Source organism: Geodermatophilus arenarius, from assembly GCF_042654585.1.
GTDB classification, from domain to species: Bacteria; Actinomycetota; Actinomycetes; order Mycobacteriales; family Geodermatophilaceae; genus Geodermatophilus; species Geodermatophilus arenarius.
In genome coordinates, this window is sequence record NZ_JBHSGR010000004.1 from 127749 (window position 1) to 149061 (window position 21313).

Here is a 21313-nt window from a genome sequence, read left to right on the forward strand (position 1 = left end):
CGCCGCCCGGCCTCCCGGCCCGTCCTGTCGCGTGGTTCCATGACCGGGCCACAGCGACGGCAGTGGAGGAAGCCCGGTGCGACTCCGGCGCGGTCCCGCCACTGTGACCCGGAGACCTCGCCCGCGAGGTGCCGGGGAGTCAGGAACTCCCGCCGCCGCCTCCTGCCACCTCCGGGCGTGGACACCCGGGGAGAGGACCCGTGCACCCGCATGACGTATCCCTTCGGCGCCGTCGTCGGCATGGACGACATGCGGCTGGCCCTGCTGCTCAACGCCGTCTCGCCCGCCATCGGCGGCGTGCTCGTGCGCGGGGAGAAGGGCACGGCCAAGTCCACGACGGTGCGCGCACTGGCCGCCGTCCTGCCGCCGGTCGCCGTCGTGCCCGGCTGCCGGTTCGCCTGCGACCCCGCCGCCCCGGACCCGGCCTGCCCCGACGGTCCGCACGACCTCGGCGTGCCCGGCTCCACGCGCCCGGCCCGGCTGGTGGAGCTGCCGGTGGGCGCGTCGGAGGACCGCGTCGTCGGGTCGCTGGACCTCGAGCGGGCGCTCACCGAGGGCGTGAAGGCCTTCGAGCCCGGCCTGCTGGCCGCCGCGCACCGGGGCGTGCTCTACGTCGACGAGGTCAACCTGCTGCACGACCACCTCGTCGACCTGCTGCTCGACGCCGCCGCCATGGGCACCGCCTACGTCGAGCGCGAGGGCGTCTCGGTGCGGCACGCGGCGCGCTTCCTGCTGGTCGGGACGATGAACCCCGAGGAGGGCGAGCTGCGCCCGCAGCTGCTCGACCGGTTCGGCCTCACCGTGGAGGTGGCCGCCCCGCGCGACCCCGCCGAGCGCGCCGAGGTGGTCCGCCGCCGGTTCGCCCACGACGCCGACCCCGCCGGGTTCGCCGCCGCGTGGGAGGCCGAGGAGGCGGAGCTGGCCGCCCGGATCGCCGGCGCCCGCGCCCGCCTGCCGCACGTCGTCCTCTCCGACGGCGCGCTGCGCCAGGTCACCGCCGTGTGCGCCGCCTTCGACGTCGACGGGCTGCGCGCCGATCTCGTCACCGCGCGCACCGCGATCGCGCACGCCGCCTGGTCCGGCCGCGACGCGGTCACCGAGGACGACGTCCGGGTCGCCGCCCGGCTGGCGCTCCCCCACCGCCGGCGCCGCGACCCGTTCGACGCGCCCGGCCTCGACGACGACACCCTCGAGCAGGCGCTCGAGGACAGCCGCCCGGACGAGGACCCGCCTCCCCCGGACGGCCCCGGCGACGGCGGCGCTCCCCCGCCCCCTCCCGGCGACGGCCAGGGTCAGGACGGCGGCGCCTCCTCCGGTTCGGAGGAGAGCCGTTCGCGCGACGAGGGCTCCTCTGAGGGCGGCGAGGAGCGCGGTGGGGCGCCGGCGTCCGAGCGGGCCGCGGTCGCGCCGTCGGACCCGTTCCGCACCCGCCGGCTCGAGGTGCCCGGCGTCGGGACGGGCGCGGCCGGGCGGCGGTCCAAGGCGCGCGCCGAGCGCGGGCGGGTCGTGGGCTCCACCCGCCCGTCCGGGCCGGTGACCCGGCTGCACCTGGTCGACACCGTGCTCGCCGCCGCGCCGCACCAGGTCGCCCGCGGGCGCACCGGCCCCGGCCTGCGGGTCGCCCGTGGGGACCTGCGCCAGGCCACGCTCGAGGGCCGCGAGGGCAACCTCGTGCTCTTCGTCGTCGACGCCAGCGGCTCGATGGGCTCGCGGGCGCGGATGGGCGCGGTCAAGGGCGCGGTGCTGTCGCTGCTGCTCGACGCCTACCAGCGCCGCGACAAGGTCGGCCTGGTCACCTTCCGCGGCGCCGACGCCGTCCTCGCGCTGCCGCCCACCTGGTCGGTCGAGGCCGCCGCGGCGCGGCTGCGCGAGCTGCCCACCGGCGGGCGCACGCCGCTGGCCGCCGGGCTGCTGCGCGCGGAGGAGACGCTGCGGGTGGAGCGGGTGCGCGACCCCCAGCGGCGCCCCCTGCTGGTCGTCGTCACCGACGGCCGGGCCACCGGGGCGCGCGGCTCGGACGCGCTCGGCGCCGCGCACGCGACCGCCCGGCGGCTGGCCGAGGCGGGCACGGCGGCGGTCGTCGTCGACTGCGAGTCCGGCCCGGTGCGCCTGGGCCTCGCCGGTGTCCTCGGCACCCACCTCGGCGCGCGGACCCTCCGGCTGGAGGAGCTCGCCGCCGAGTCGCTCGCGGCCACCGTCCGCTCCGTGCGACAGGCGGCCTGACGGTGCCGAAGGGGCAGGTCGCCGTCGTCCCCCAGGACGGGCTGACGACCCGGCAGCGCCGCAACCGGCCGCTGCTGGTCGTGCACACCGGCGAGATGAAGGGCAAGTCCACCGCCGCGTTCGGCATGGCGATGCGGGCGTGGAACCAGGGCTGGTCCGTCGCGGTCTACCAGTTCGTCAAGAGCGCGAAGTGGCGGGTCGGCGAGGAGAACGCGCTGACCGCGCTGGGCCGGCTGCACGAGCAGACCGGCGAGGGCGGGCCGGTGGTGTGGCACAAGATGGGCTCGGGCTGGAGCTGGTCGCGCCGGCAGGGCACCGAGGTCGACCACGCCGCCGACGCCGCCGAGGGCTGGGCGCAGATCAAGCGCGACCTGGCCGCCGAGGCGCACCGCTTCTACGTCCTCGACGAGTTCACCTACCCGCTGAAGTGGGGCTGGGTGGACGTCGACGACGTCGTCGAGACCCTCACGCACCGGCCCGGCACCCAGCACGTCGTGATCACCGGGCGGGACGCGCCGCAGGCGCTGGTCGACGCCGCGGACCTGGTGGTCGAGATGACCAAGGTCAAGCACCCGATGGACGCCGGCCAGAAGGGCCAGCGGGGGATCGAGTGGTGAGCGGGGTGGGCCGGGTCCCGAGGATCGTGGTCGCCGCCCCGAGCAGCAACGCGGGCAAGACGTCGATCGCCACCGGGCTGGTCGCCGCGCTGACCGCCCGCGGGCTGGCCGTCTCCCCGCACAAGGTCGGCCCCGACTACATCGACCCCGGCTACACCGGCCTGGCCGCCGGCCGTCCGGGCCGCAACCTGGACCCGGTGCTGCAGGGCGAGGAGCGCGTCGTCCCGCTGTTCCTGCACGGCGCCCGCGGGGCCGACGTCGCCGTCGTCGAGGGCGTGATGGGGCTGTTCGACGGCGCCACCTCCCCCGACGTCGAGCCCGGCTTCGCCTCGACCGCGCACGTCGCGCGGCTGCTGCGGGCGCCGGTGGTGCTGGTCGTCGACGCGGGCGCGCAGGCGCAGAGCGTCGCCGCGCTGGTGCACGGGTTCGCCACCTTCGACCCGCGGGTGCGCCTGGGCGGCGTGGTGCTCAACCGCGTCGGCAGCGACCGGCACGAGGCGATCCTGCGCGAGGCGCTGGACGCGGCCGGGGTGCCGGTGCTCGGCGCGGTCCGGCGGCTGGACGCCCTCGGCACGCCGTCGCGGCACCTCGGTCTGGTGCCGGCCGCCGAGCGCTCCACCGAGGCGCTGGCCACGGTGCGCCGCCTCGGCGAGGTGGTCGGCGCCGCGGTGGACCTCGACGCCGTCCTGCGGCTGGCCCGGTCCGCACCCGGCCTCGACGGACCCCCGTGGGACCCGGCCGCCGAGGTCACCGCGGTCGCCGGGCGGCCGCGGGTCGCCGTCGCGGGCGGGCCGGCGTTCACCTTCGGCTACGCGGAGAACGCCGAGCTGCTCGCCGCGGCCGGCGCCGAGGTGGTCCCCGTCGACCCGCTGCGCGACGAGGCGCTGCCCGCGGGGACCGCGGGGCTGGTCGTCGGCGGCGGGTTCCCCGAGGTCTACGCCGACCAGCTGTCGGCCAACACCCCGCTGCGGGACGCCGTCGCGGCCCTCGCCGCCGGCGGCGGCCCGGTGGCCGCCGAGTGCGCCGGGCTGCTCTACCTCTCCCGCGAGCTCGACGGCACGCCCATGTGCGGCGTCCTCGACGTCGCGACGGCGATGACGCCGCGGCTGACCCTCGGCTACCGCGCCGCGGTCGCCCTGTCCGACAGCGTGCTGGCCCGCGCCGGCACCCGGGTGCGCGGGCACGAGTTCCACCGCACGCACGCGCTCCCCGGCGCCGGCCCGACCCCGGCCTGGCGGTGGCCCGGCGGCGCACCCGAGGGGTTCGTCGCCGGCTCGGTGCACGCCTCCTACCTGCACCTGCACTGGGCCGGCTCCCCGGCCCTGGCCGAACGGTTCGTGGCCGCCTGCGCGGCGGCCGTCCCGGAGAGGGCACGCCATGCACGTCGCTGAGGGCTTCCTGCCCGCGCCGCACGCGATCGGCTGGACGATCGCCGCCGCGCCGTTCGTCGTCCACGGCGCCCGGGCGGTGGTCACCGAGGTGCGCGAGCACCCGGAGTCCACGCTGCTGCTCGGCGCGGCCGGCGCGTTCACCTTCGTGCTCAGCGCGATCAAGCTGCCCTCGGTCACCGGCAGCTCGAGCCACCCGACCGGCACCGGCGCCGGGGCCGTGCTGTTCCGGCCACCGGTGATGGCGCTGCTCGGCACCGTCGTCCTGCTGTTCCAGGCGCTGCTGCTGGCGCACGGCGGGCTCACCACGCTCGGCGCCAACGCGTTCTCCTTCGCCGTCGTCGGGCCGTGGGTCGGCTACGGCGCCTACCGGCTGGCGCGGGCGCTGGGCGCCGGGCTGCTGCCCGGCGTGTTCGTCGCCCTCGCCCTGGCCGACCTCGCCACCTACGTCACGACGTCGCTGCAGCTCGCGCTCGCCTTCCCCGACGCCGACGGCGGCCTCCTCGCCGCGGCGGCCAAGTTCCTCGGCGTCTTCGCGGTCACCCAGGTGCCGCTGGCGGTCGGCGAGGGCCTGCTCGGCGTGCTGCTGTTCCGGGTGCTCACCGTCAACGCCCGGCCCGAGCTCGAGCGCCTGGGCCTGCTGCGCCCCGCCGCCACCCCGGAGGAGGTCCGGTGACCCGCCGCCACCTGGTCACCGCCCTGCTGGTCCTCGCGGTGGTGGCGCTGTTCGCCCTCCCGCTGGCCCTCGACGGCGGCGCCTCCGACTACGCCGGCACCGACAGCCGGGCCACCGAGGCGATCGAGGAGTCCGGCTACACCCCGTGGTTCGAGTCGGTGTCCAACCCCTCCGCGGAGGTCGAGTCGGGGCTGTTCGCCCTGCAGGCCGCGCTCGGCGGCGGCGTGCTCGGCTACGTGCTGGGCCGGCTGCGCGGCCGGCGGCAGGCGCGGGAGCAGCAGGCCGCCCCGCCTCCCGAGGCGCCGTGACGGGGCTGGCGGTCGACGACGCCGCCTGGGCCAGCGCCTGGCGCACCCGCTCCCCGGTGGACAAGCTGCTGCTCACCGGCGGACTGGTCGTCTGCGCGCTGGTGCTGCCGGTGTGGCCGGGCGGCGTGCTGGTCGCGGCCACCGCCGTCGTCCTCGCGCTCGGCCCGGCGCGGGTGCCGGCGCGCACCTTCGGCCGCGCCGCGCGCTGGCCGCTGGCCTTCGTCGCGGTCGGGGCGCTGACCGCCGTCGTCTCCGTGGGCGACGGCGGGCCCGGCTGGGCGCCGGACGCCGCGGAGCGCGCCGGCGCGCTGGTCGGGCACTCGGTCGCCGGGGGTGCGGCGGTGCTGCTGCTGGCCACCACCACGCCGATGACCGACCTGCTGGCCGCGCTGCGCCGGCTGCGCGTCCCGGCGGCCGTGGTCGAGGTGGCCGGGGTGACCTACCGGCTGCTGTTCGTGCTGCTGGAGAGCCTGCGCACCATCCGCGAGGCGCAGACCGCCCGCATGGGCCACTCGACCTGGCGCCGCTCCTACCGCTCCTCGGGGGCGCTGGCCGCCGCGGTGCTCACCCGGTCCTTCGACCGCGCCCGCCGGCTGCAGGAGGGCCTGGCCGGCCGCGGGATGGAGACCGGGCTGCGGGTGCTGCCGGAGTCCCGGCCCTCGTCCCGCCGCTTCCTCGCCGCCACCGCCGCGGGGCTCGCCGCGCTGGTCGCCGTGGGCGTCCTGGCATGAGCCACCGCACGCTGACCGCCGAGGGCCTCGTCGTCGGCTACGAGCGCGGCCGCCGGGTGCTGGAGGGCGCCTCGCTCACCGTCCCGGCCGGGCGCCGGCTGGCGGTGCTGGGCGCCAACGGCTCCGGCAAGACGACGCTGCTGCGCTGCCTGTCCGGCGCGCTGCGCCCGGACTCCGGCGGGGTGGCCGTCGACGGCGCGCTGCTGCACCACACCCGCCGCGGCCTGCGCGCGCACCGGCAGGAGGTCCAGCTGGTCCTGCAGGACCCCGACGACCAGCTGTTCAGCGCCTCGGTGGCCCAGGACGTCTCCTTCGGCCCGCTCAACCTCGGCCTGCCCGAGGACGAGGTGCGCACCCGGGTGGCCGAGGCGCTGGCGCTGCTCGCCGTCGACGGCCTGGCCGGGCGGCCCACCCACCAGCTGTCCTACGGCGAGCGCAAGCGGGTGGCGATCGCCGGCGCGGTGGCCATGCGCCCCTGCGTGCTGCTGCTCGACGAGCCCACCGCCGGCCTCGACCCCTCCGCCGTCGCCGAGGCCCTGGCGGCGCTGGACCGGCTGCAGGCGTCGGGCTCCACGGTGGTGATGAGCACGCACGACGTCGACCTGGCGCTGGCCTGGGCCGACGAGGTGGCCGTCGTCGTCGACCGGCGGGTGGTGCAGGGCCCGCCCGAGCAGCTCCTCGCCGACGACCACCTGCTCGCCCGCGCCCGCCTCGGCCGGCCCTGGGCGCTCACCGTCGGCGCCCGGCTGCGCGAGCTCGGCCTGCTGGCCGACGGCCCGCTCCCCCGCGACGCGGCCGCGCTGCTCGCCGCCCTCCCCGACCGGCCGGGCGTGACCCCGTGGACGTGACCGTCGGCGTCGGCGCGGTCGCCGGGGTGGCCGCGCACGAGGTGCTCACCGCCGTCGACGCCGTCCTGCCGCCGGGCGCCCGGGTGGCGCGGCTGGCCACCCTCGACGCGCGCGCCGCCGAGCGCGGCCTGGTCGCCGCCGCGGCCGCCCGCGGCTGGCCGCTGACCGGCCACCCCGCCGCGGACCTCGCCCGGGTCGCCGTCCCCTCGCCCTCGGCACGGGTGGCCGCGGCGGTGGGCACGGCGTCGGTGGCCGAGGCCGCGGCCCTGCTCGGCGGCGCCCGGCTGGTGGTGGGCAAGACCGTGCGCGGGCGGGTGACCGCCGCGGTAGCGGTGTCTTCGCCGGGTGGGGGGCCGGAGGCCCTCCGGACGGCGGAGACGGACCGGCTCCACGCGACCGGGGAACGGTAAGTGGCCGCGGTTGGAGCCCGGAGGGCGACAGACGGCATCGACCTCGACCACCACGGCGACCTCGAGCTGGCCCCCGGTCTCACCGACCTCGCCGTGAACGTCCGCGCCGGCACCCCGCCGCCGTGGCTGCGGGCGGTGCTGCGGCGGGCCCTCGACGACGTCGCCGCCTACCCCGACGCCCGCCCGGCCCGCGCCGCGGTGGCCGCCGCGCACGGCCGCGACCCCGCCGAGGTGCTGCTCACCGCCGGCGCCGCCGAGGCCTTCGTGCTGCTCGCCCGCGCGGTCCGGCCGCGGCGGGCGGTGGTGGTGCACCCGTCGTTCACCGAGCCGGAGGCGGCACTGCGCGCGGCCGGGCACCCGGTGGAGCGGCTGCTGCTGGAGCCGCCGTCCTACCGCCTGCGGCCCGTGCCCGACGACGCCGACCTCGTGGTCCTGGGCAACCCGACCAACCCGACGTCGGTGCTGCACCCGGCCGACGACGTCGCCGCGCTGGCCCGCCCCGGCCGGGTGCTGCTGGTCGACGAGGCCTTCGCCGACACCGTGCCCGGCGAGCCCGGGTCGCTGGTCGGCCGTCCCGACCTGCCCGGCCTGCTCGTCGTGCGCAGCCTGACCAAGACGTGGGGGCTGGCCGGGCTGCGGGTCGGCTACGCGCTCGGCCCGGCCGACCTGGTCGCGGCCATGGCCGCCGCCCAGCCGCACTGGCCGCTGTCCACGCCCGCGCTGGCCGCGGCGGTCGCCTGCACCACCCCCGCCGCCCGCGCCGAGGCCGACGCGGCCGCCCGCGAGCTGGCGGACCACCGGGCCGCGCTGCTGGCCGCGCTCCCGGCCGGCGTGACCGTCCTCGGGCAGCCGCGGTCGTCGTTCGTGCTGCTGCGGGTGCCCGGCGGCGGGCGGGTGCGCGCGGCGCTGCGGGAGCGCGGCTGGGCGGTGCGCCGCGGCGACACGTTCCCCGGCCTGTCCCCCGACCACCTCCGCGTCGCCGTGCGCGACCCGGCGACCTCGCGTGCGTTCGCCGCGGACCTCGCTGCGATCCTTGGAGCCGAGGTCCCCGACGCCGACGACGTCGTCGGGACCGGCCGCCGTCCCGGAGGAGCCCCGCTGAGCACCCACCCGACCCCGTCCGCCGGCCGCGGACAGGTCCCGTGAACGCGACGCCCGTCGACCCCGGGTCCGGGGTCGTCTACCCCGTCGGCCTGCGCCTGCTCGACCGCCGGGTCGTCGTGGTCGGCGGCGGTCAGGTCGCGCACCGCCGGGTGGCCGGGCTGCTCGAGGCCCGCGCGCGGGTGACCGTCGTCAGCCCGGCCGTCACCCCGGCGCTGGAGGCGCTGGTCGCGCCCGGCTCGCTGACCTGGGTGCGCCGCGGCTGGCGGCCCGGCGACCTCGACGGCGCCTGGTACGCGGTGGCCGCCACCGACGACCCCGCCGTCAACGCCGCGGTCGCCGAGGAGGCCGAGCGGCTGCGGGTGTTCTGCGCCCGCGCCGACGACCGGTCGGCCTCCAGCGTGTGGACGCCCGCCGTCGGCCGGCAGGGCGACCTGGTGATCGGCGTGCACGGTGGCGGCGACCCGCAGCGGGCGGTCGGCGTGCGCGACGCCGTCGTCGCCGGGCTGAGCGACGGCAGCATCCGCGACCGCGCCGCCCGCGAGCCGGAGGGCGGCCGGGCCGGCAGCGTGGTGCTGGTCGGCGGCGGGCCGGGCGACCCGGGACTGATCACCGTCCGCGGCCAGCAGGCGGTCGCGCAGGCCGACGTCGTGCTGGCCGACCACCTGGCGCCGCAGTCGCTGCTGGCCTCGCTCCCGCCGGAGGTCGAGGTCATCGACGCCTCGAAGCTGCCGCGCGGCCGGTCGATGGCGCAGGAGCAGATCAACGCGCTGCTGGTCGAGCACGCGCTGGCCGGCCGGCGGGTGGTGCGGCTCAAGGGCGGCGACCCGTTCGTCTTCGGCCGCGGCATGGAGGAGCTCGAGGCGTGCGTCGCCGCGGGCGTGCCGGTCGAGGTGGTGCCCGGCGTGACCAGCGCGATCGCGGTGCCGGCGCTCGCCGGCATCCCGGTCACCCACCGCGGGCTGACCCACGAGTTCGTCGTCGTCTCCGGGCACGTGCCGCCGGGCCACCCGCAGTCGCTGGTGGACTGGGCGGCGCTCGGGCGGCTGCGCGGCACGGTCGTCGTGCTCATGGGCGTGGACACCGCCGGCGCGATCGCCGCGGCGCTCATCGAGCACGGCCGGGCGCCGGACACGCCGGTGGCCGTCGTCGCCGACGGGTCCACGGCCACCCAGCGCGCGGTGCGCACCACGCTGGCCGGGCTGGCCGGGACGCTGGCCGACGAGGGCATCCGCCCGCCGGCCGTCTGGGTCGTGGGCGAGGTCGTCGCCCTGGGGACGCGGCTGTAGCCCGTGCGCGCGCTCGCGGTCGCCCTGGCGCCGGTGCTGCTGGTCCAGGGCGCGGGTGTCCGCCGCCGCACGCCGGTGCTGCCGGAGGCGCCCGGGCCGCGCGCCGGCGTCGTGGCGGGCGACGGGCCGCCGCTGACCGTGGCGGTCGTCGGGGAGTCGCCGGCCGCGGGCGTCGGCGTCGCCACGCAGGAGGACGGGCTCGCCGCCCGGTTCGCCGCCGCGCTCGCCCGGCGCAGCGGCCGCGAGGTGCGCTGGCGGCTGTCGGCGCGCACCGGGACGACGGTCGCGCAGGCACTCGGGCTGCTGGTCCCCGGGCCGGCCGGCCCGCCCGCCGACGTCGTCCTGGTCGCGTTCGGCGTCAACGACACGCTGCGGCTGCGCTCCCGGGCCGCCTGGCGCCGCGACGTGACCGCGCTGCTCGGCGCCCTGACGCCGCTCACCGCGCCCGGCGGCGTCGTCGTGCTGGCCGGGCTGCCGGACCTGGGCCGCTTCCCCACCCTCCCGCAGCCGCTGCGCGGGGTGCTCGGCCGCCAGGCCCGGGCGCTCGACGCCGAGCTGGGGCGCCTGGCCCGCCCGGGCGTCCGGCACGCCCCCGCGCCACCGCTCGACGGTCCCGGGCTGTTCGCCGACGACGGCTTCCACCCGGGCGCCGCGGCCTGCGCGATGTGGGCCGAGGTCCTGGCCGCCGCAGCACTTCCGCTGCGGATGTAGTAGTCCTACTATCACGGGACACCGCCGGCTCCCCTCCTCGGAGGCCCTGATGCCCGTGTCCCCTCCGGTGTCCGCCCCCGTCGTCGAGGTGCGCGACCTGCGCATGACCTACGGCACGAACGAGGTGCTGTCCGGCGTCGACCTCACCGTCTCCGCCGGCGAGGTGGTCTGCCTGCTCGGCCCCAACGGCGCCGGGAAGACGACGACGATCGAGGTCCTCGAGGGCTTCCGGGTCCGCTCGGCCGGGGACGTCCGGGTGCTCGGCGAGGACCCGGCGCGCGCCGGCGACGCGTGGCGGGCGCGGGTGGGCGTGGTCCTGCAGTCCTGGCGCGACCACGCCCGGTGGACGCCCCGCCGCCTGCTGACCCAGCTCGGCGGCTACTACGCGCCGTACTCGACGCCCGACCGCCCCCGCCCGTACGACGTCGGCCGGCTGCTGGACACCGTCGGGCTGACCGAGCACGCCGACCGCAAGATCGTCACCCTCTCCGGGGGGCAGCGGCGGCGGCTGGACGTCGCGGTCGGCATCATCGGCCGCCCCGAGCTGCTCTTCCTCGACGAGCCGACCGCCGGGTTCGACCCGCAGGCCCGCCGCGACTTCCACGAGCTGGTGCACCGGCTGTCCGACCTCGAGGGCACCAGCATCCTGCTGACCACGCACGACCTCGCCGAAGCGGAGAAGCTGGCCGACCGCATCCTCATCCTGGCCGGCGGCCGGATCGTCGCCGACGGCAGCGCGGAGGAGCTCGGCCGCCGGGTCGCCGGCACCGCGGAGGTGCGCTGGGCCTGCGGCTCCGAGCGCTTCGTGCACCCGACCACCGACGTCGTCCCCTTCGTCCGCCGGCTCGTCGAGCAGCACGGCGACGAGCTGACCGACCTGGAGGTCCGGCGGGCGAGCCTCGAGGACACCTACCTGGCGATGGTGCAGCGCTCCGAGGCCGGCCTCCGGCCCGGGCCCGCCCTGGAGGAGGTCACGCGGTGAACCCGACCCGGAACGCGATCGCCCTGGGCCTGCGCCGGGGCTGGCGGGAGTTCGTGCAGAGCGTGCGCAGCCCGCAGGACCAGGGGTTCTACCTGTTCACCGCCCTGGGCACGCTGCTCCTGCTGTGGTTCAACCGGGACGACGAGATCGGGGACACCGGGCTGACCTACCCGACGTACGCGCTGCCGAGCATCCTCGGCGGGCTGCTGGCCTTCGGCCTGGTGATCGGCCCCGCGTTCGACCTGGCCATGCAGCGGGAGGACGGCACGCTCCTGCGGCACAAGGCGCTGCCCCACGGCATGCAGGGCTACGTCACCGGGCAGCTCACCTACCAGTCGCTGAACCTGCTGCCGTCGCTGCTCACGATCCTCGTGCCCAGCTTCCTGCTCTTCGACGGGCTGATGCACGGCGGGGCCGCCGGCTGGCTCACGGTGGCGTGGGTCGTCGTCCTCGGCCTGCTGGCGACGCTGCCGCTCGGGATGCTGCTGGGCTCGGTCGTCCCCAGCACCCAGAAGGTGGGCTCCTGGGGGATGCTGCCGATCCTCGTCCTCACCGCGATCTCGGGGATCTTCTTCCCGCTGCAGTCGCTGTGGGGCTGGGTGCAGGGGGTCGCGCAGGTGTTCCCCGTGTACTGGATCGGCCTCGGCCTGCGGTCGGCCTTCCTGCCCGACGCCGCGGTGACCCTCGAGGTGGGCGACTCGTGGCGCACCGGGACGACGGTGCTGGTGCTCACCGCCTGGGCGGTGTCCGGGGCGCTGGTCACCCCGCGGGTGCTGCGCCGGATGGCCCGCCGGCAGTCGGGGTCGCAGGTCGAGGCGGCCCGCGAGGCCTCGCTGCAGTGGGTGCGGTGACCACCGACCGGGGTCAGGACGCGGTCTACAACCGGATCGCCCTGCTGCGGGCCGAGCAGGGCGTGACCCGGCGGGAGCTCGCCGACGCCCTCGGCGTCCACTACCAGACGGTGGGCTACCTGGAACGCGGCGAGTACAACCCCAGCCTGCACCTGGCGCTGCGCATCGCGGAGTTCTTCGGGCTCCCGGTGGAGGTCGTCTTCTCCACCCGGCCGTTCCCGCGGATCAGCGACGCCGCCCGCCCGGCGCCGGGTGATCCGGGCGGGCGGGCGAGCGGCACCGCGGCCGGTTAGACGACCCGGGCGAAGACGACGGTGTTGTCCTCGCTGGCGCCGGCGGACTCGTCGAACTCGCCGCCGCAGGTGACCAGCGCGAGGTCGGCGCCCGCGGGGTGCCCGTTGAGCGTGTCCGCGAGGGCGGAGGTGGCCTTGTCCAGCCCGGTCACCGGGTCGCCGAGCACCTCGAGCCGCAGCCAGGCGCCGCCGGCGTCCACCAGGACCACCTCGTCGCCGGGGGACAGCTCCGGCAGCCGGTCGAACACCGCGCCGCCCCCGGCCCCGGCGTGGCCGAGGACGACGGCCATCCGCCCGGACCCGGGCGCGGGCCCGTCGGACCACCACGACGTCGTCCGCATCGACTCGGGCACGCCGTAGCCGTCGACGGCCCGGCCGGTGAACGGGTTCCCGTACCGCACCGTCCCGCGGGACTCGACCGCGGTGTCGACGTCGATGGCCGGGACGGCGATCCGCGCCGGCACGACCGGGCCCGCGGCCGGGGTGCCGGCGGCCGGCAGGGCGGGCACCTCGCCGGTCGCCGGCACCGCCACCAGCGAGGTGGCGGGGGGCGCCACGGCCGCGTCGGCCGCCGGGCGCCCCGTCCACACGAACACGCCGGCCCCGGCGAGGACGACGACGAGGAGGACCAGCAGCGGCAGGCGCTGGCCCGAGAGCTCCCTAGCGACCGACCGCACGGGACCGGGCCCGGGAGACGGCGGCACCGGCGCCGCCGCCGACCAGGAGGGCACCGCCCAGGGCGGCCAGCGGGACGACGGCGCCCGGACCCTCGGTCTCGACGCCCTCGTCCCCGCCGGTCGGCGCGTAGCCGAGGTACTGCACCGGCTGGTCGGCCACGGGCGCGGCGACCGGCGCGGCGTGCGGCGCCTCGGGCGTGGGCGTGGGCGTGGGCGTGGGCTCCGGCGCGGGGGGCTCGGGGGTCTCCGGGAGGGCGGGCAGGCAGGCCTGGAACGCCGCGATCAACTCCTCGACGTCGGCTGCCACCTGCTCGGCGGCGCTCCCGAGCGTCGCGGGGTCCAGCGCCGGCGGCCGGCCGGACGCGAGGCCGGTCAGTGCCCCCTGCAGCCCCGTGACCAGCTCCTCGACGGCCGCCGCGGGGTCCTGGGACAGCACGCCGTCGAGCAGGCCCTGCACGCCGTCGGCCACCCCCTGGACGCAGTGCTCCGGCACGCCGAGCGGCGTGAGCGCGGACTGCAGGCCCTGCACGAGCGCCTCCGGCAGCGGCGGGACCGGGCCCTGCTCCGCAGGGGCCGGCTCGGCGGGCACCTCCTGGTCGGCGCCCGGCAGCGGGAGCGCGTCGGTGCCGGGCAGCGCCGGGGGCTCGGCGGCGTCTCCGCCCTGCCCGGTCACGGCCTGCTCGAGCGTCGTGACGACGCCCTCCAGCGGATCGGCGGGGGTGCCGCCCGGCGCGGCCGTGGCCACCCCGGGCACCGCGACCGCCGCGGCGACCAGGCCGGCGACGAGCAGCGCCCGGTGGCCACGGGGCCTGCGGGACGGGGAACGGCGAGCGGACGACAACGGGACCCCCCGGGGATGTCAGGACATGAGCGGCGTCACTGTCCGGGGGGAACGACCGTGACGTCGATCGGTGACGGACCCCTCCGTTCGGTCGGCCCGTCGTCACGCTCCGGGGTGAACCGGTGGCCGGTCCGGCGGCGGCTAGATGTTGGCGCCGTCCGGCGGGGGCCCCTCGGGCAGCGGCGCGGCGAAGCCGCCGCCCTCGGCACCGGGCGCCGGCATGCCGACCGTGTAGGAGGTCATCGACAGCGACCCGTAGGCGTAGCCGTCGACCAGCACGTCCGCCGTCGTCCCCGTGGCCCCGGCCATGCCGGCGACGTAGAGCAGCGGCAGGAAGTGGTCGGGCGTGGGGACGGCGAGGTCGAAGTCCCGGTGCCCGTCCAGGCGGCCCACCGCGCCGGGGTCGGTGAGCATGGCCTCGCGCGCGGCCTGGTCGAAGCGCTGCGCCCAGTCGAAGCCGGCGTCGGGCAGCGCTCGGCTGACCCCGCCGAGGTTGTGCACCACGTTGCCGCTGCCGATCACCAGGACGCCGTCCTCGCGCAGCGGCGCCAGGGCCGCGCCCATCTGCAGGTGGTAGTCCGGGCCCTTGAGCGCGTTGATCGACAGCTGCACCACCGGGACGTCCGCGTCGGGGAAGGCGTGCACCAGCACCGACCAGGCGCCGTGGTCGATCCCCCAGCTGTCGAGGTCGGCGCCCACCCACGTGGGGGACACGACGTCGGACACCTGCTCGTGCAGCTCGGGCAGCCCCGGGGCGTCGTAGGAGACGTCGAACAGCCGGTCCGGGAAGCCGAAGAAGTCGTGGATGGTGCGCGGGCGCGGCATCGCCGTCACCGCGGTGGCGTGCACGTACCAGTGCGCGGAGACGACGAGGATCGCCCGCGGCCGGGGCACCGCGCGGCCGAAGGCCCGCCAGGCGTCGGTGTAGCGGTTGCGCTCCAGGGCGTTCATCGGGTTGCCGTGGCCGATGAAGGCGGCGGGCATGAGGGTCATGCGGCTGTCCTCCCCGGCGGCGTCCCGCGACTCGGTCCCGTCCGGATCATGCCCGCCCCCGGCGGGCCCCGCGAGGTGCGCTCAGCCCGCGCGGCCGGCCGGCGGCACGCGGCGCAGCAGCGGGGACAGCCGCCGGGCACCGGGACCCTCCGCCGCCGCGGCGTCGCCCGGGTTGGACAGCGCGCACGAGGTCAGCGACAGGCAGCCGCAGCCGATGCAGGAGCTCAGCCCGTCGCGCAGCTGCTCGAGCGCGGCGATCCGCGCGTCGAGCCGGTCCCGCCAGCCGCGGGACAGCCGCGCCCAGTCGCGCGCCGAGGGCGTGCGCCCGTCGGGCAGTGTCGCCAGCGCCTCGCGGATCTCCGGCAGCGACAGCCCGACGTTCTGCGCCGCCCGGACGAACGCCAGCCGGCGCAGCACCGAGCGGGGGTAGCGCCGCGCGCCGCCGGGGGTGCGGCTCGCGGCGATGAGCCCCTCGGCCTCGTAGTACCGCAGGGCCGACGGCGCGAGGCCGGACCGGGCGGCCACCTCCCCGATCGCGAGCAGCTCCACGGCGCCCCCTTGACCTCAAGTCGACTTCAGGATCCACGGTAGCCACATGACACCCACCGCACTGGTCACCGGGGCCTCCCGGGGCCTCGGGCTCGCCCTCGCCACCGAGCTGTCCCGCCGCGGGTGGCGGCTCGTCGTCGACGCCCGGGACGCCGGCCGGCTGGCTGCCGCCGTCGCCGGGCTCCCCCGCCCCGGCCTGGTCACCGCCGTGCCGGGCGACGTCGCCGACCCCGCCCACCGCGCCGCGCTGGCCGCCGCCGCCGGCGACCGCCTCGACCTGCTGGTCAACAACGCCTCCGCGCTCGGTCCCGTCCCGCTGCCGCGGCTGGCCGACCTCCCGCCGGCCGTGCTGGAGGACCTGCTGCGGACCAACGCCGTCGCCCCGGTCGCACTCGTGCAGGCGGTGCTGCCCGCGCTGGAGCGCGCCGGCGGGACGGTCGTGTCGGTCAGCAGCGACGCCGCCGTCGAGCCCTACGCCGGCTGGGGCGGCTACGGGGCGGGCAAGGCCGCGCTCGACCTGCTCACCGCGGTGCTCGCCGTCGAGCACCCGGCGCTGCGCGTGGTCGCCGTCGACCCGGGCGACATGGCCACCGACATGCACGCCGCCGCCGACCCCGGCGCCGACCCGGCCGGCCTGGCCGACCCGGCCGACGTCGCCGCGGCGCTGCTGACGCTGCTCGAGGGGGACCTGCCCGGCCCGCGGGTGCGCCTGGCCGACCTGGTGCCGTCGGCGGTGTCCCGGTGACCGCCCTCGCCGTGCCCATGGGGGCGGAGGCCGGCGAGCCGCCGGAGCGCCGCGGGCTGGCCCGGGACGGCGTGCGGCTGATGGCCGTCCGCCCGGGCAGCCTCACCTCCGCCCGGTTCCGCGACCTGCCCGGCCTGCTCGAGCCCGGCGACCTGGTCGTGGTCAACACCTCCGCGACGCTGCCGGCCCGCCTCACCGCCCGCCGCGCCGACGACACCCGCACGCCGGTGCACGTCTCGACCACGCTCGACGACGGGACCTGGGTGGTCGAGGTCCGCCGCCCCGCCGACGACGGCCCCGAGACCGGGCTCGAGCCCGGCGCCGTGCTCCTGCTGCCCGACGGCGTCCGGCTGGTCCTGCGCGGCGGGTTCCCCGATCCCGCGCGCCCCGGCCGGCTGTGGCGGGCGGTCGCCGCGCCGGCCGTCGCCCTCCCCGCCTACCTCGCCCGGCACGGCGAGCCGGTCCGCTACCGCCACCTGCGCGGTCCGGTCGCGCTCGACGACGTCCGGAACGTCTACGCCACCGAGCCGGGCAGCGCGGAGAACGCCAGCGCCGGCCGGCCGTTCACCGACCGCCTGCTGGTGCGCCTGATGGCCCGCGGCGTCCCGGTGGTGCCGCTGGTGCTGCACGCGGGCGTCTCCAGCCCCGAGCTGCACGAGCCGCCGGCGCCGGAGCGCTACCGGGTCCCCGAGGTCACCGCGCGGCTGGTCACCGCGACACGGGCGGCCGGGCGGCGGGTGGTCGCCGTCGGCACCACCGTCACGCGGGCGCTGGAGACGGTGACCGGCGAGGACGGCGTCACCCGGCCCGGCGAGGGCTGGACCGACCTCGTGCTGGGCCCGGACCGGCCGGCCCGCGCGGTCACCGGGCTGGTCACCGGGCTGCACGAGCCCGAGACCAGCCACCTGCTGCTGCTGGAGGCGGTGGCCGGCCGGGACCTGGTCACGCGCGCCTACGGGGCGGCCGCGGCCGGCGGCTGGCTGTGGCACGAGTTCGGCGACTCGATGCTCTTCCTGCCCGGTGGCGGTCCGGGAGCCGACCGGCGAGGCTGACCGGGCCGGGACACCCGGGCCAGGACGGCCCGGCCTCCCCGGCCCGCACGGCCGGGGAGGCCGGGATGCCAGGCACGTGGCTGCTCGGGACGCAGCAGGAGGGGACGGCGGCCGGGGACGGCGCGGAGCCACCCCGGGCGGTGCTGCTGGGACTGCACGCCGACGCGGACGCGGTCGACCCGCTGGACGAGCTGGAGCGGCTGGCCGACACCGACGGCGTGGCCGTGGTGGGCCGGATGGTGCAGGCCCGGCCGCACCCCGACCCGGCGACGTTCCTCGGGTCGGGGAAGGTCGCCGAGCTGGCCGACCTGGTCCGCGACCGCGGCGCCGGGCTGGTCATCGCCGACGGCGACCTGTCCCCGGCCCAGGTGCGCAACCTCGAGGACCGGGTCGGCGCGCGCGTGGTGGACCGGACGGCGCTCATCCTCGACGTCTTCGCCCAGCACGCGCGCAGCAGCGAGGGCCGCGCCCAGGTGGAGCTGGCCCAGCTCGCCTACCAGCTCCCGCGGCTGCAGGGGCAGGGGACGGAGCTCTCGCGGATCGGCGGCGGGCGGAGCGCCGGCGGCGCGGGGACCGGGGTGCGCGGCCCCGGCGAGCAGCGGCTGGAGTCCCAGCGCCGCCACGTGCGCCGGCGCATGACCATGCTGCGGCGCCAGGTGCAGCAGACCGCCGCCCGGCGGCAGCGCACCCGCAGTCGCCGCCGGGGCAACCGGGTGCCCTCGGTGGCGCTCACCGGCTACACCAACGCCGGGAAGTCGGCGCTGCTCAACCGGCTGACCGGCGCCGACGTCCTGGTGCAGGACGCGCTGTTCGCGACCCTCGACCCGACCGTCCGCCGGGCGGTCACCCCCGAGGGCCGGCCCTACACGCTCACCGACACCGTCGGCTTCGTCCGCCACCTCCCCCACCAGCTGGTCGACGCCTTCCGCGCCACGCTCGAGGAGGTCACCGAGGCCGACCTGGTGCTGCACGTCGTCGACGCGTCCGCGCCCGACGCCATGGGCCAGGTGACGGCGGTGCGCGGGGTCCTCTACGAGATCGGCGCGCGCGACCACCCGGAGCTGCTGGCGCTCAACAAGGCCGACGTCGCCCCGCCGGAGTGGATGGCGGCCCTGTGCACCGCCTACCCCGACGCGGTGCCGGTCTCGGCCCTGACCGGAGAGGGCGTCGGGGACCTGCGCGCCGCGATCGCCCGCGCGCTGGACCGCTGACTCACCACAGGCCGGCGGCGGCCTCCAGCAGCACCCGCCGGTCCGCCGGCGGCCGGCCGGGGCAGGCGGTGCACAGGGCCTCGCCGGGCAGCCGGTACAGCAGGCAGCAGGAGGCGCGGCGGACGAACCGGACGCCGCCGACGTCGGTGTAGCGGGGTGCGGGCATCGGGTCGCCGACGGCCGCGGCGAGCGGCGCGGCCAGCGCGGTGACCGTCTCGACGTCGCCGAGCGCCCGGCCGACGGCGAGCAGCCGGCCGGCCAGCGAGTCGGTGGCCACCGCCCACAGCGGCCGCTCGCGCAGCCCGCCGGCCGCGGCCACCGCGGCGACCGCCGACGCCAGCGCCTCCCGCAGCTCCCCCGCCGGGTCCGGGCCCGCGGGCGCCCGCGACACCCCGGCCAGCACCGCGCCGCCGGCCATCCCGTACAGGGTGGCGTCGGCCAGCCGCGCCGACAGCGGCCGGCCGGTGGCCAGCCCGGCGGCGACCGGGGTCAGCAGCACCGCCGACGCCGAGTACCACCACACGGTCGCGAGCACCCGCCGGTCGGTGCTGCGGTACCGGCGGCCCAGCGCGGCGACCCGCTCCGCGGTCCAGTCCGGGTCGGCCAGCAGAGTGGCCGGGAACGGGCGTGCCGACGGCGGGGCGAGCAGGCCGAGGCCGGCGGCGCCGGGCACCCGGGCCGCCACGACCGCCTGGGGTCCGCCGTCCACGGCCCCAGTCTGCTGCAACGACGTTGCGGTCCCCGGCCCCGCGGGCGGCCCGGCCCCCTACGGTGTGTGCTGGGACACGCCGCCGGCACGGCGTGCGCACCGACGAGACGGAGGGAGCACACGTGAGCGAGTCGACCGGGTCGGAGGGCCGCCGGTTCCCGGCGCCGGAGCAGCTGGCCGCGTCCGCCAACGTGGGCCCGGACGTGTACGAGCAGGCCGAGTCCGACCGGCTGGCGTTCTGGGAGACCCAGGCGCGCCGGCTGAGCTGGACGCAGGAGTGGGACGAGGTCCTCGACTGGACCGACCCGCCGTTCGCCAAGTGGTTCGTCGGCGGGAAGCTCAACGTCGCCTACAACTGCCTGGACCGGCACGTCGAGGCCGGCCACGGCGACCAGGTCGCCTACCACTGGGAGGGCGAGCCGGGCGACACCCGCACGATCACCTACGCCCAGCTCACCGAGGACGTCTGCCGCGCGGCCAACGCGCTGCTCGAGCTCGGTGTGCAGGCCGGCGACCGGGTCGCCATCTACATGCCGATGATCCCCGAGACGATCGTCGCGATGCTGGCCTGCGCCCGCATCGGCGCCGTCCACATGGTCGTCTTCGGCGGCTTCTCCGCCGACGCACTGGCCAGCCGGATCACCGACGCCGGCGCCGTCCTGGTGGTCACCGCCGACGGCGGCTACCGGCGCGGGGCGCCCAGCGCGCTCAAGCCCGCCGTCGACGACGCCGTCAGCCGCACCGAGGGCGTCCGCAACGTGCTGGTGGTCCGGCGGACCGAGCAGGACGTCGAGTGGACCGAGGGCCGCGACCTGTGGTGGCACGACGTCGTCGACCGGCAGTCGCCCGAGCACACGCCCGAGGCCTTCGACGCCGAGCACCCGCTCTACATCATGTACACGTCCGGGACGACGGCGAAGCCGAAGGGCATCCTGCACACCTCCGGCGGCTACCTCACCCAGGTCGCCTACACGCACTGGGCGACCTTCGACCTCAAGCCCGACACCGACGTCTACTGGACCGCCGCCGACGTCGGCTGGGTCACCGGCCACAGCTACATCGTCTACGGGCCGCTCGCCAACCGGGCGACGTCGGTCATGTACGAGGGCACCCCGGAGACCCCGCACCGCGGCCGCTGGTTCGAGCTGATCGAGAAGTACCGCGTCTCGATCCTCTACACCGCCCCGACGGTGATCCGGACCTTCATGAAGTGGGGCGAGGACATCCCCGCCGGCTTCGACCTCACCTCGCTCCGGGTGCTCGGCTCGGTCGGGGAGCCGATCAACCCCGAGGCGTGGCTCTGGTACCACCAGAACATCGGCGGCGGCCGCTGCCCGATCGTCGACACCTGGTGGCAGACCGAGACCGGCGCGCACATGATCACGCCGCTGCCCGGCGTCACCGACCTCAAGCCCGGCTCGGCGCAGACGCCGTTCCCCGGCATCTCGGCCAAGGTCGTCGACGACGAGGGCAACGAGCTCGGCGACGACAGCACCGGCCTGCTGGTCCTCACCCAGCCCTGGCCGTCGATGCTGCGCACCATCTGGGGCGACGACGACCGCTACGTCGACACCTACTGGTCGCGGTTCGGCAAGGAGGTCTACTTCGCGGGCGACGGGGCCAAGAAGGACGCCGACGGCGACATCTGGCTGCTCGGCCGGGTCGACGACGTCATGAACGTCTCGGGCCACCGGATCTCCACCACCGAGGTCGAGTCCTCGCTGGTCGCCCACCCCGCCGTCGCCGAGGCCGCGGTCGTCGGCGCGTCGGACCCGACCACCGGGCAGGGCATCGTCGCGTTCGTCATCCTCCGCGGGTCGGCCCAGGACTCCGGCGAGGACCTGGTGCAGCAGCTGCGCACGCACGTGTCCAAGGACATCGGGCCGATCGCCAAGCCGCGCCAGATCATGGTCGTCCAGGAGCTGCCCAAGACCCGCTCGGGCAAGATCATGCGGCGGCTGCTGCGCGACGTGGCCGAGAACCGCGAGCTCGGTGACGTCACCACGCTGACCGACTCCTCGGTGATGAACCTGATCAAGGACAAGCTGCCCGCCACCAGCGGCTCCGAGGACTGAGGCACCGGAGGCCCTCCGCACGTCCTGGCGCGC

Annotated in this window: 23 protein-coding genes and 1 riboswitch; of the genes, 18 read left to right on the forward strand and 5 right to left on the reverse strand. The window is 77.7% G+C overall.

Annotated features, from left to right (window positions below):
• Positions 1 to 65: 65 nt before the first annotated feature.
• A riboswitch (cobalamin riboswitch) is annotated at positions 66 to 149 on the forward strand.
• A 61-nt stretch (positions 150 to 210) separates the two neighbouring features.
• The 14 genes from ACFO3M_RS05555 to ACFO3M_RS05620 are packed head-to-tail and all read left to right on the forward strand — an operon-like array spanning position 211 to position 12428.
• Entirely contained in the window at positions 211 to 2223 is a 2013-nt protein-coding gene (locus ACFO3M_RS05555; RefSeq protein ID WP_387987369.1) for a putative cobaltochelatase, read from the forward strand.
• Between the two features lie 2 nt (positions 2224 to 2225).
• Entirely contained in the window at positions 2226 to 2840 is a 615-nt protein-coding gene (gene cobO / locus ACFO3M_RS05560) for a cob(I)yrinic acid a,c-diamide adenosyltransferase (RefSeq protein ID WP_387987371.1), read from the forward strand.
• Positions 2837 to 4231, forward strand: coding sequence for a cobyrinate a,c-diamide synthase (locus tag ACFO3M_RS05565; protein WP_387987373.1), 1395 nt, complete (start codon positions 2837 to 2839; stop codon positions 4229 to 4231). The genes cobO and ACFO3M_RS05565 overlap by 4 nt, the downstream gene beginning before the upstream one ends.
• A complete protein-coding gene (locus ACFO3M_RS05570; RefSeq protein WP_387987375.1) occupies positions 4218 to 4904 on the forward strand; it encodes an energy-coupling factor ABC transporter permease in 687 nt (228 codons plus the stop codon). The genes ACFO3M_RS05565 and ACFO3M_RS05570 overlap by 14 nt, the downstream gene beginning before the upstream one ends.
• Entirely contained in the window at positions 4901 to 5212 is a 312-nt protein-coding gene (locus ACFO3M_RS05575; RefSeq protein WP_387987377.1) for an energy-coupling factor ABC transporter substrate-binding protein, read from the forward strand. Before ACFO3M_RS05570 ends, ACFO3M_RS05575 begins: the two co-directional genes overlap by 4 nt.
• Positions 5209 to 5943 carry a cobalt ECF transporter T component CbiQ gene (cbiQ, locus tag ACFO3M_RS05580; protein WP_387987378.1) on the forward strand — a complete coding sequence of 245 codons (735 nt, stop codon included), beginning with the start codon at positions 5209 to 5211 and terminating at the stop codon, positions 5941 to 5943. Before ACFO3M_RS05575 ends, cbiQ begins: the two co-directional genes overlap by 4 nt.
• Complete coding sequence (locus tag ACFO3M_RS05585) at positions 5940 to 6791, forward strand: energy-coupling factor ABC transporter ATP-binding protein (protein ID WP_387987379.1); 852 nt, start codon at positions 5940 to 5942, stop codon at positions 6789 to 6791. The genes cbiQ and ACFO3M_RS05585 overlap by 4 nt, the downstream gene beginning before the upstream one ends.
• Complete coding sequence (locus ACFO3M_RS05590; RefSeq protein WP_387987381.1) at positions 6782 to 7201, forward strand: cobalamin biosynthesis protein; 420 nt, start codon at positions 6782 to 6784, stop codon at positions 7199 to 7201. The genes ACFO3M_RS05585 and ACFO3M_RS05590 overlap by 10 nt, the downstream gene beginning before the upstream one ends.
• Positions 7202 to 8347, forward strand: a complete 1146-nt coding sequence (gene cobC / locus ACFO3M_RS05595; RefSeq protein WP_387987382.1) for an Rv2231c family pyridoxal phosphate-dependent protein CobC — start codon at positions 7202 to 7204, stop codon at positions 8345 to 8347.
• On the forward strand, positions 8344 to 9591 hold the full coding sequence (gene cobA, locus ACFO3M_RS05600) for a uroporphyrinogen-III C-methyltransferase (protein ID WP_387987384.1): 1248 nt from the start codon (positions 8344 to 8346) through the stop codon (positions 9589 to 9591). The genes cobC and cobA overlap by 4 nt, the downstream gene beginning before the upstream one ends.
• 3 nt (positions 9592 to 9594) lie before the next feature.
• Entirely contained in the window at positions 9595 to 10302 is a 708-nt protein-coding gene (locus ACFO3M_RS05605) for an SGNH/GDSL hydrolase family protein (protein ID WP_387987385.1), read from the forward strand.
• 49 nt (positions 10303 to 10351) lie between these two features.
• Entirely contained in the window at positions 10352 to 11284 is a 933-nt protein-coding gene (locus tag ACFO3M_RS05610; RefSeq protein WP_387987387.1) for an ABC transporter ATP-binding protein, read from the forward strand.
• Entirely contained in the window at positions 11281 to 12135 is an 855-nt protein-coding gene (locus ACFO3M_RS05615; protein WP_387987388.1) for an ABC transporter permease, read from the forward strand. Before ACFO3M_RS05610 ends, ACFO3M_RS05615 begins: the two co-directional genes overlap by 4 nt.
• Entirely contained in the window at positions 12132 to 12428 is a 297-nt protein-coding gene (locus ACFO3M_RS05620) for a helix-turn-helix transcriptional regulator (protein ID WP_387987389.1), read from the forward strand. The genes ACFO3M_RS05615 and ACFO3M_RS05620 overlap by 4 nt, the downstream gene beginning before the upstream one ends.
• Here the strand turns inward: ACFO3M_RS05620 and ACFO3M_RS05625 are convergent.
• The 4 genes from ACFO3M_RS05625 to soxR all read right to left on the reverse strand — a co-directional run bounded on the left by ACFO3M_RS05625 (position 12425) and on the right by soxR (position 15488).
• Positions 12425 to 13105: a class F sortase gene (locus ACFO3M_RS05625; RefSeq protein WP_387987391.1), complete on the reverse strand. Its 681-nt coding sequence runs from the start codon at positions 13103 to 13105 to the stop codon at positions 12425 to 12427. The genes ACFO3M_RS05620 and ACFO3M_RS05625 overlap by 4 nt on opposite strands.
• Positions 13089 to 13946, reverse strand: coding sequence for a hypothetical protein (locus ACFO3M_RS05630; protein WP_387987392.1), 858 nt, complete (start codon positions 13944 to 13946; stop codon positions 13089 to 13091). Before ACFO3M_RS05630 ends, ACFO3M_RS05625 begins: the two co-directional genes overlap by 17 nt.
• A gap of 141 nt (positions 13947 to 14087) precedes the next feature.
• Positions 14088 to 14939 carry a 4,5-DOPA-extradiol-dioxygenase gene (ygiD, locus tag ACFO3M_RS05635; RefSeq protein ID WP_387987394.1) on the reverse strand — a complete coding sequence of 284 codons (852 nt, stop codon included), beginning with the start codon at positions 14937 to 14939 and terminating at the stop codon, positions 14088 to 14090.
• 81 nt (positions 14940 to 15020) lie between these two features.
• Positions 15021 to 15488, reverse strand: a complete 468-nt coding sequence (soxR, locus tag ACFO3M_RS05640; protein WP_387987396.1) for a redox-sensitive transcriptional activator SoxR — start codon at positions 15486 to 15488, stop codon at positions 15021 to 15023.
• A 46-nt stretch (positions 15489 to 15534) separates the two neighbouring features.
• Between soxR and ACFO3M_RS05645 the strand changes: the two genes are divergently transcribed.
• The 3 genes from ACFO3M_RS05645 (at position 15535) to hflX (ending at position 18496) form a co-directional block, all read left to right on the forward strand.
• Entirely contained in the window at positions 15535 to 16233 is a 699-nt protein-coding gene (locus tag ACFO3M_RS05645) for an SDR family NAD(P)-dependent oxidoreductase (RefSeq protein WP_387987398.1), read from the forward strand.
• On the forward strand, positions 16230 to 17285 hold the full coding sequence (locus tag ACFO3M_RS05650) for an S-adenosylmethionine:tRNA ribosyltransferase-isomerase (RefSeq protein ID WP_387987400.1): 1056 nt from the start codon (positions 16230 to 16232) through the stop codon (positions 17283 to 17285). The genes ACFO3M_RS05645 and ACFO3M_RS05650 overlap by 4 nt, the downstream gene beginning before the upstream one ends.
• Positions 17286 to 17350: 65 nt before the next feature.
• The gene (gene hflX / locus ACFO3M_RS05655; protein ID WP_387987402.1) at positions 17351 to 18496 is read left to right on the forward strand and encodes a GTPase HflX; all 1146 of its coding nucleotides are present in this window, start codon (positions 17351 to 17353) and stop codon (positions 18494 to 18496) included.
• A 1-nt stretch (position 18497) separates the two neighbouring features.
• Here the strand turns inward: hflX and ACFO3M_RS05660 are convergent, their stop codons facing one another.
• A complete protein-coding gene (locus ACFO3M_RS05660) occupies positions 18498 to 19205 on the reverse strand; it encodes a (2Fe-2S)-binding protein (protein ID WP_387987404.1) in 708 nt (235 codons plus the stop codon).
• Between the two features lie 122 nt (positions 19206 to 19327).
• Here ACFO3M_RS05660 and acs point away from each other — a divergent pair, with 122 nt between their 5' ends.
• Positions 19328 to 21280 carry an acetate--CoA ligase gene (gene acs / locus ACFO3M_RS05665; protein ID WP_387987406.1) on the forward strand — a complete coding sequence of 651 codons (1953 nt, stop codon included), beginning with the start codon at positions 19328 to 19330 and terminating at the stop codon, positions 21278 to 21280.
• The last annotated feature ends 33 nt before the right edge of the window (positions 21281 to 21313 follow it).

Excerpts from the sequence above, each read along its gene's own strand:
- ACFO3M_RS05555 (WP_387987369.1), top strand. The coding sequence starts at position 211 with ATGACGTATCCCTTCGGCGCCGTCGTCGGCATGGACGACATGCGGCTG.
- ACFO3M_RS05570 (WP_387987375.1), top strand. The coding sequence starts at position 4,218 with ATGCACGTCGCTGAGGGCTTCCTGCCCGCGCCGCACGCGATCGGCTGG.
- ACFO3M_RS05585 (WP_387987379.1), top strand. The coding sequence starts at position 5,940 with ATGAGCCACCGCACGCTGACCGCCGAGGGCCTCGTCGTCGGCTACGAG.
- ACFO3M_RS05610 (WP_387987387.1), top strand. The coding sequence starts at position 10,352 with ATGCCCGTGTCCCCTCCGGTGTCCGCCCCCGTCGTCGAGGTGCGCGAC.
- ygiD (WP_387987394.1), bottom strand. The coding sequence starts at position 14,939 with ATGACCCTCATGCCCGCCGCCTTCATCGGCCACGGCAACCCGATGAAC.
- ACFO3M_RS05645 (WP_387987398.1), top strand. The coding sequence starts at position 15,535 with ATGACACCCACCGCACTGGTCACCGGGGCCTCCCGGGGCCTCGGGCTC.
- hflX (WP_387987402.1), top strand. The coding sequence starts at position 17,351 with ATGCCAGGCACGTGGCTGCTCGGGACGCAGCAGGAGGGGACGGCGGCC.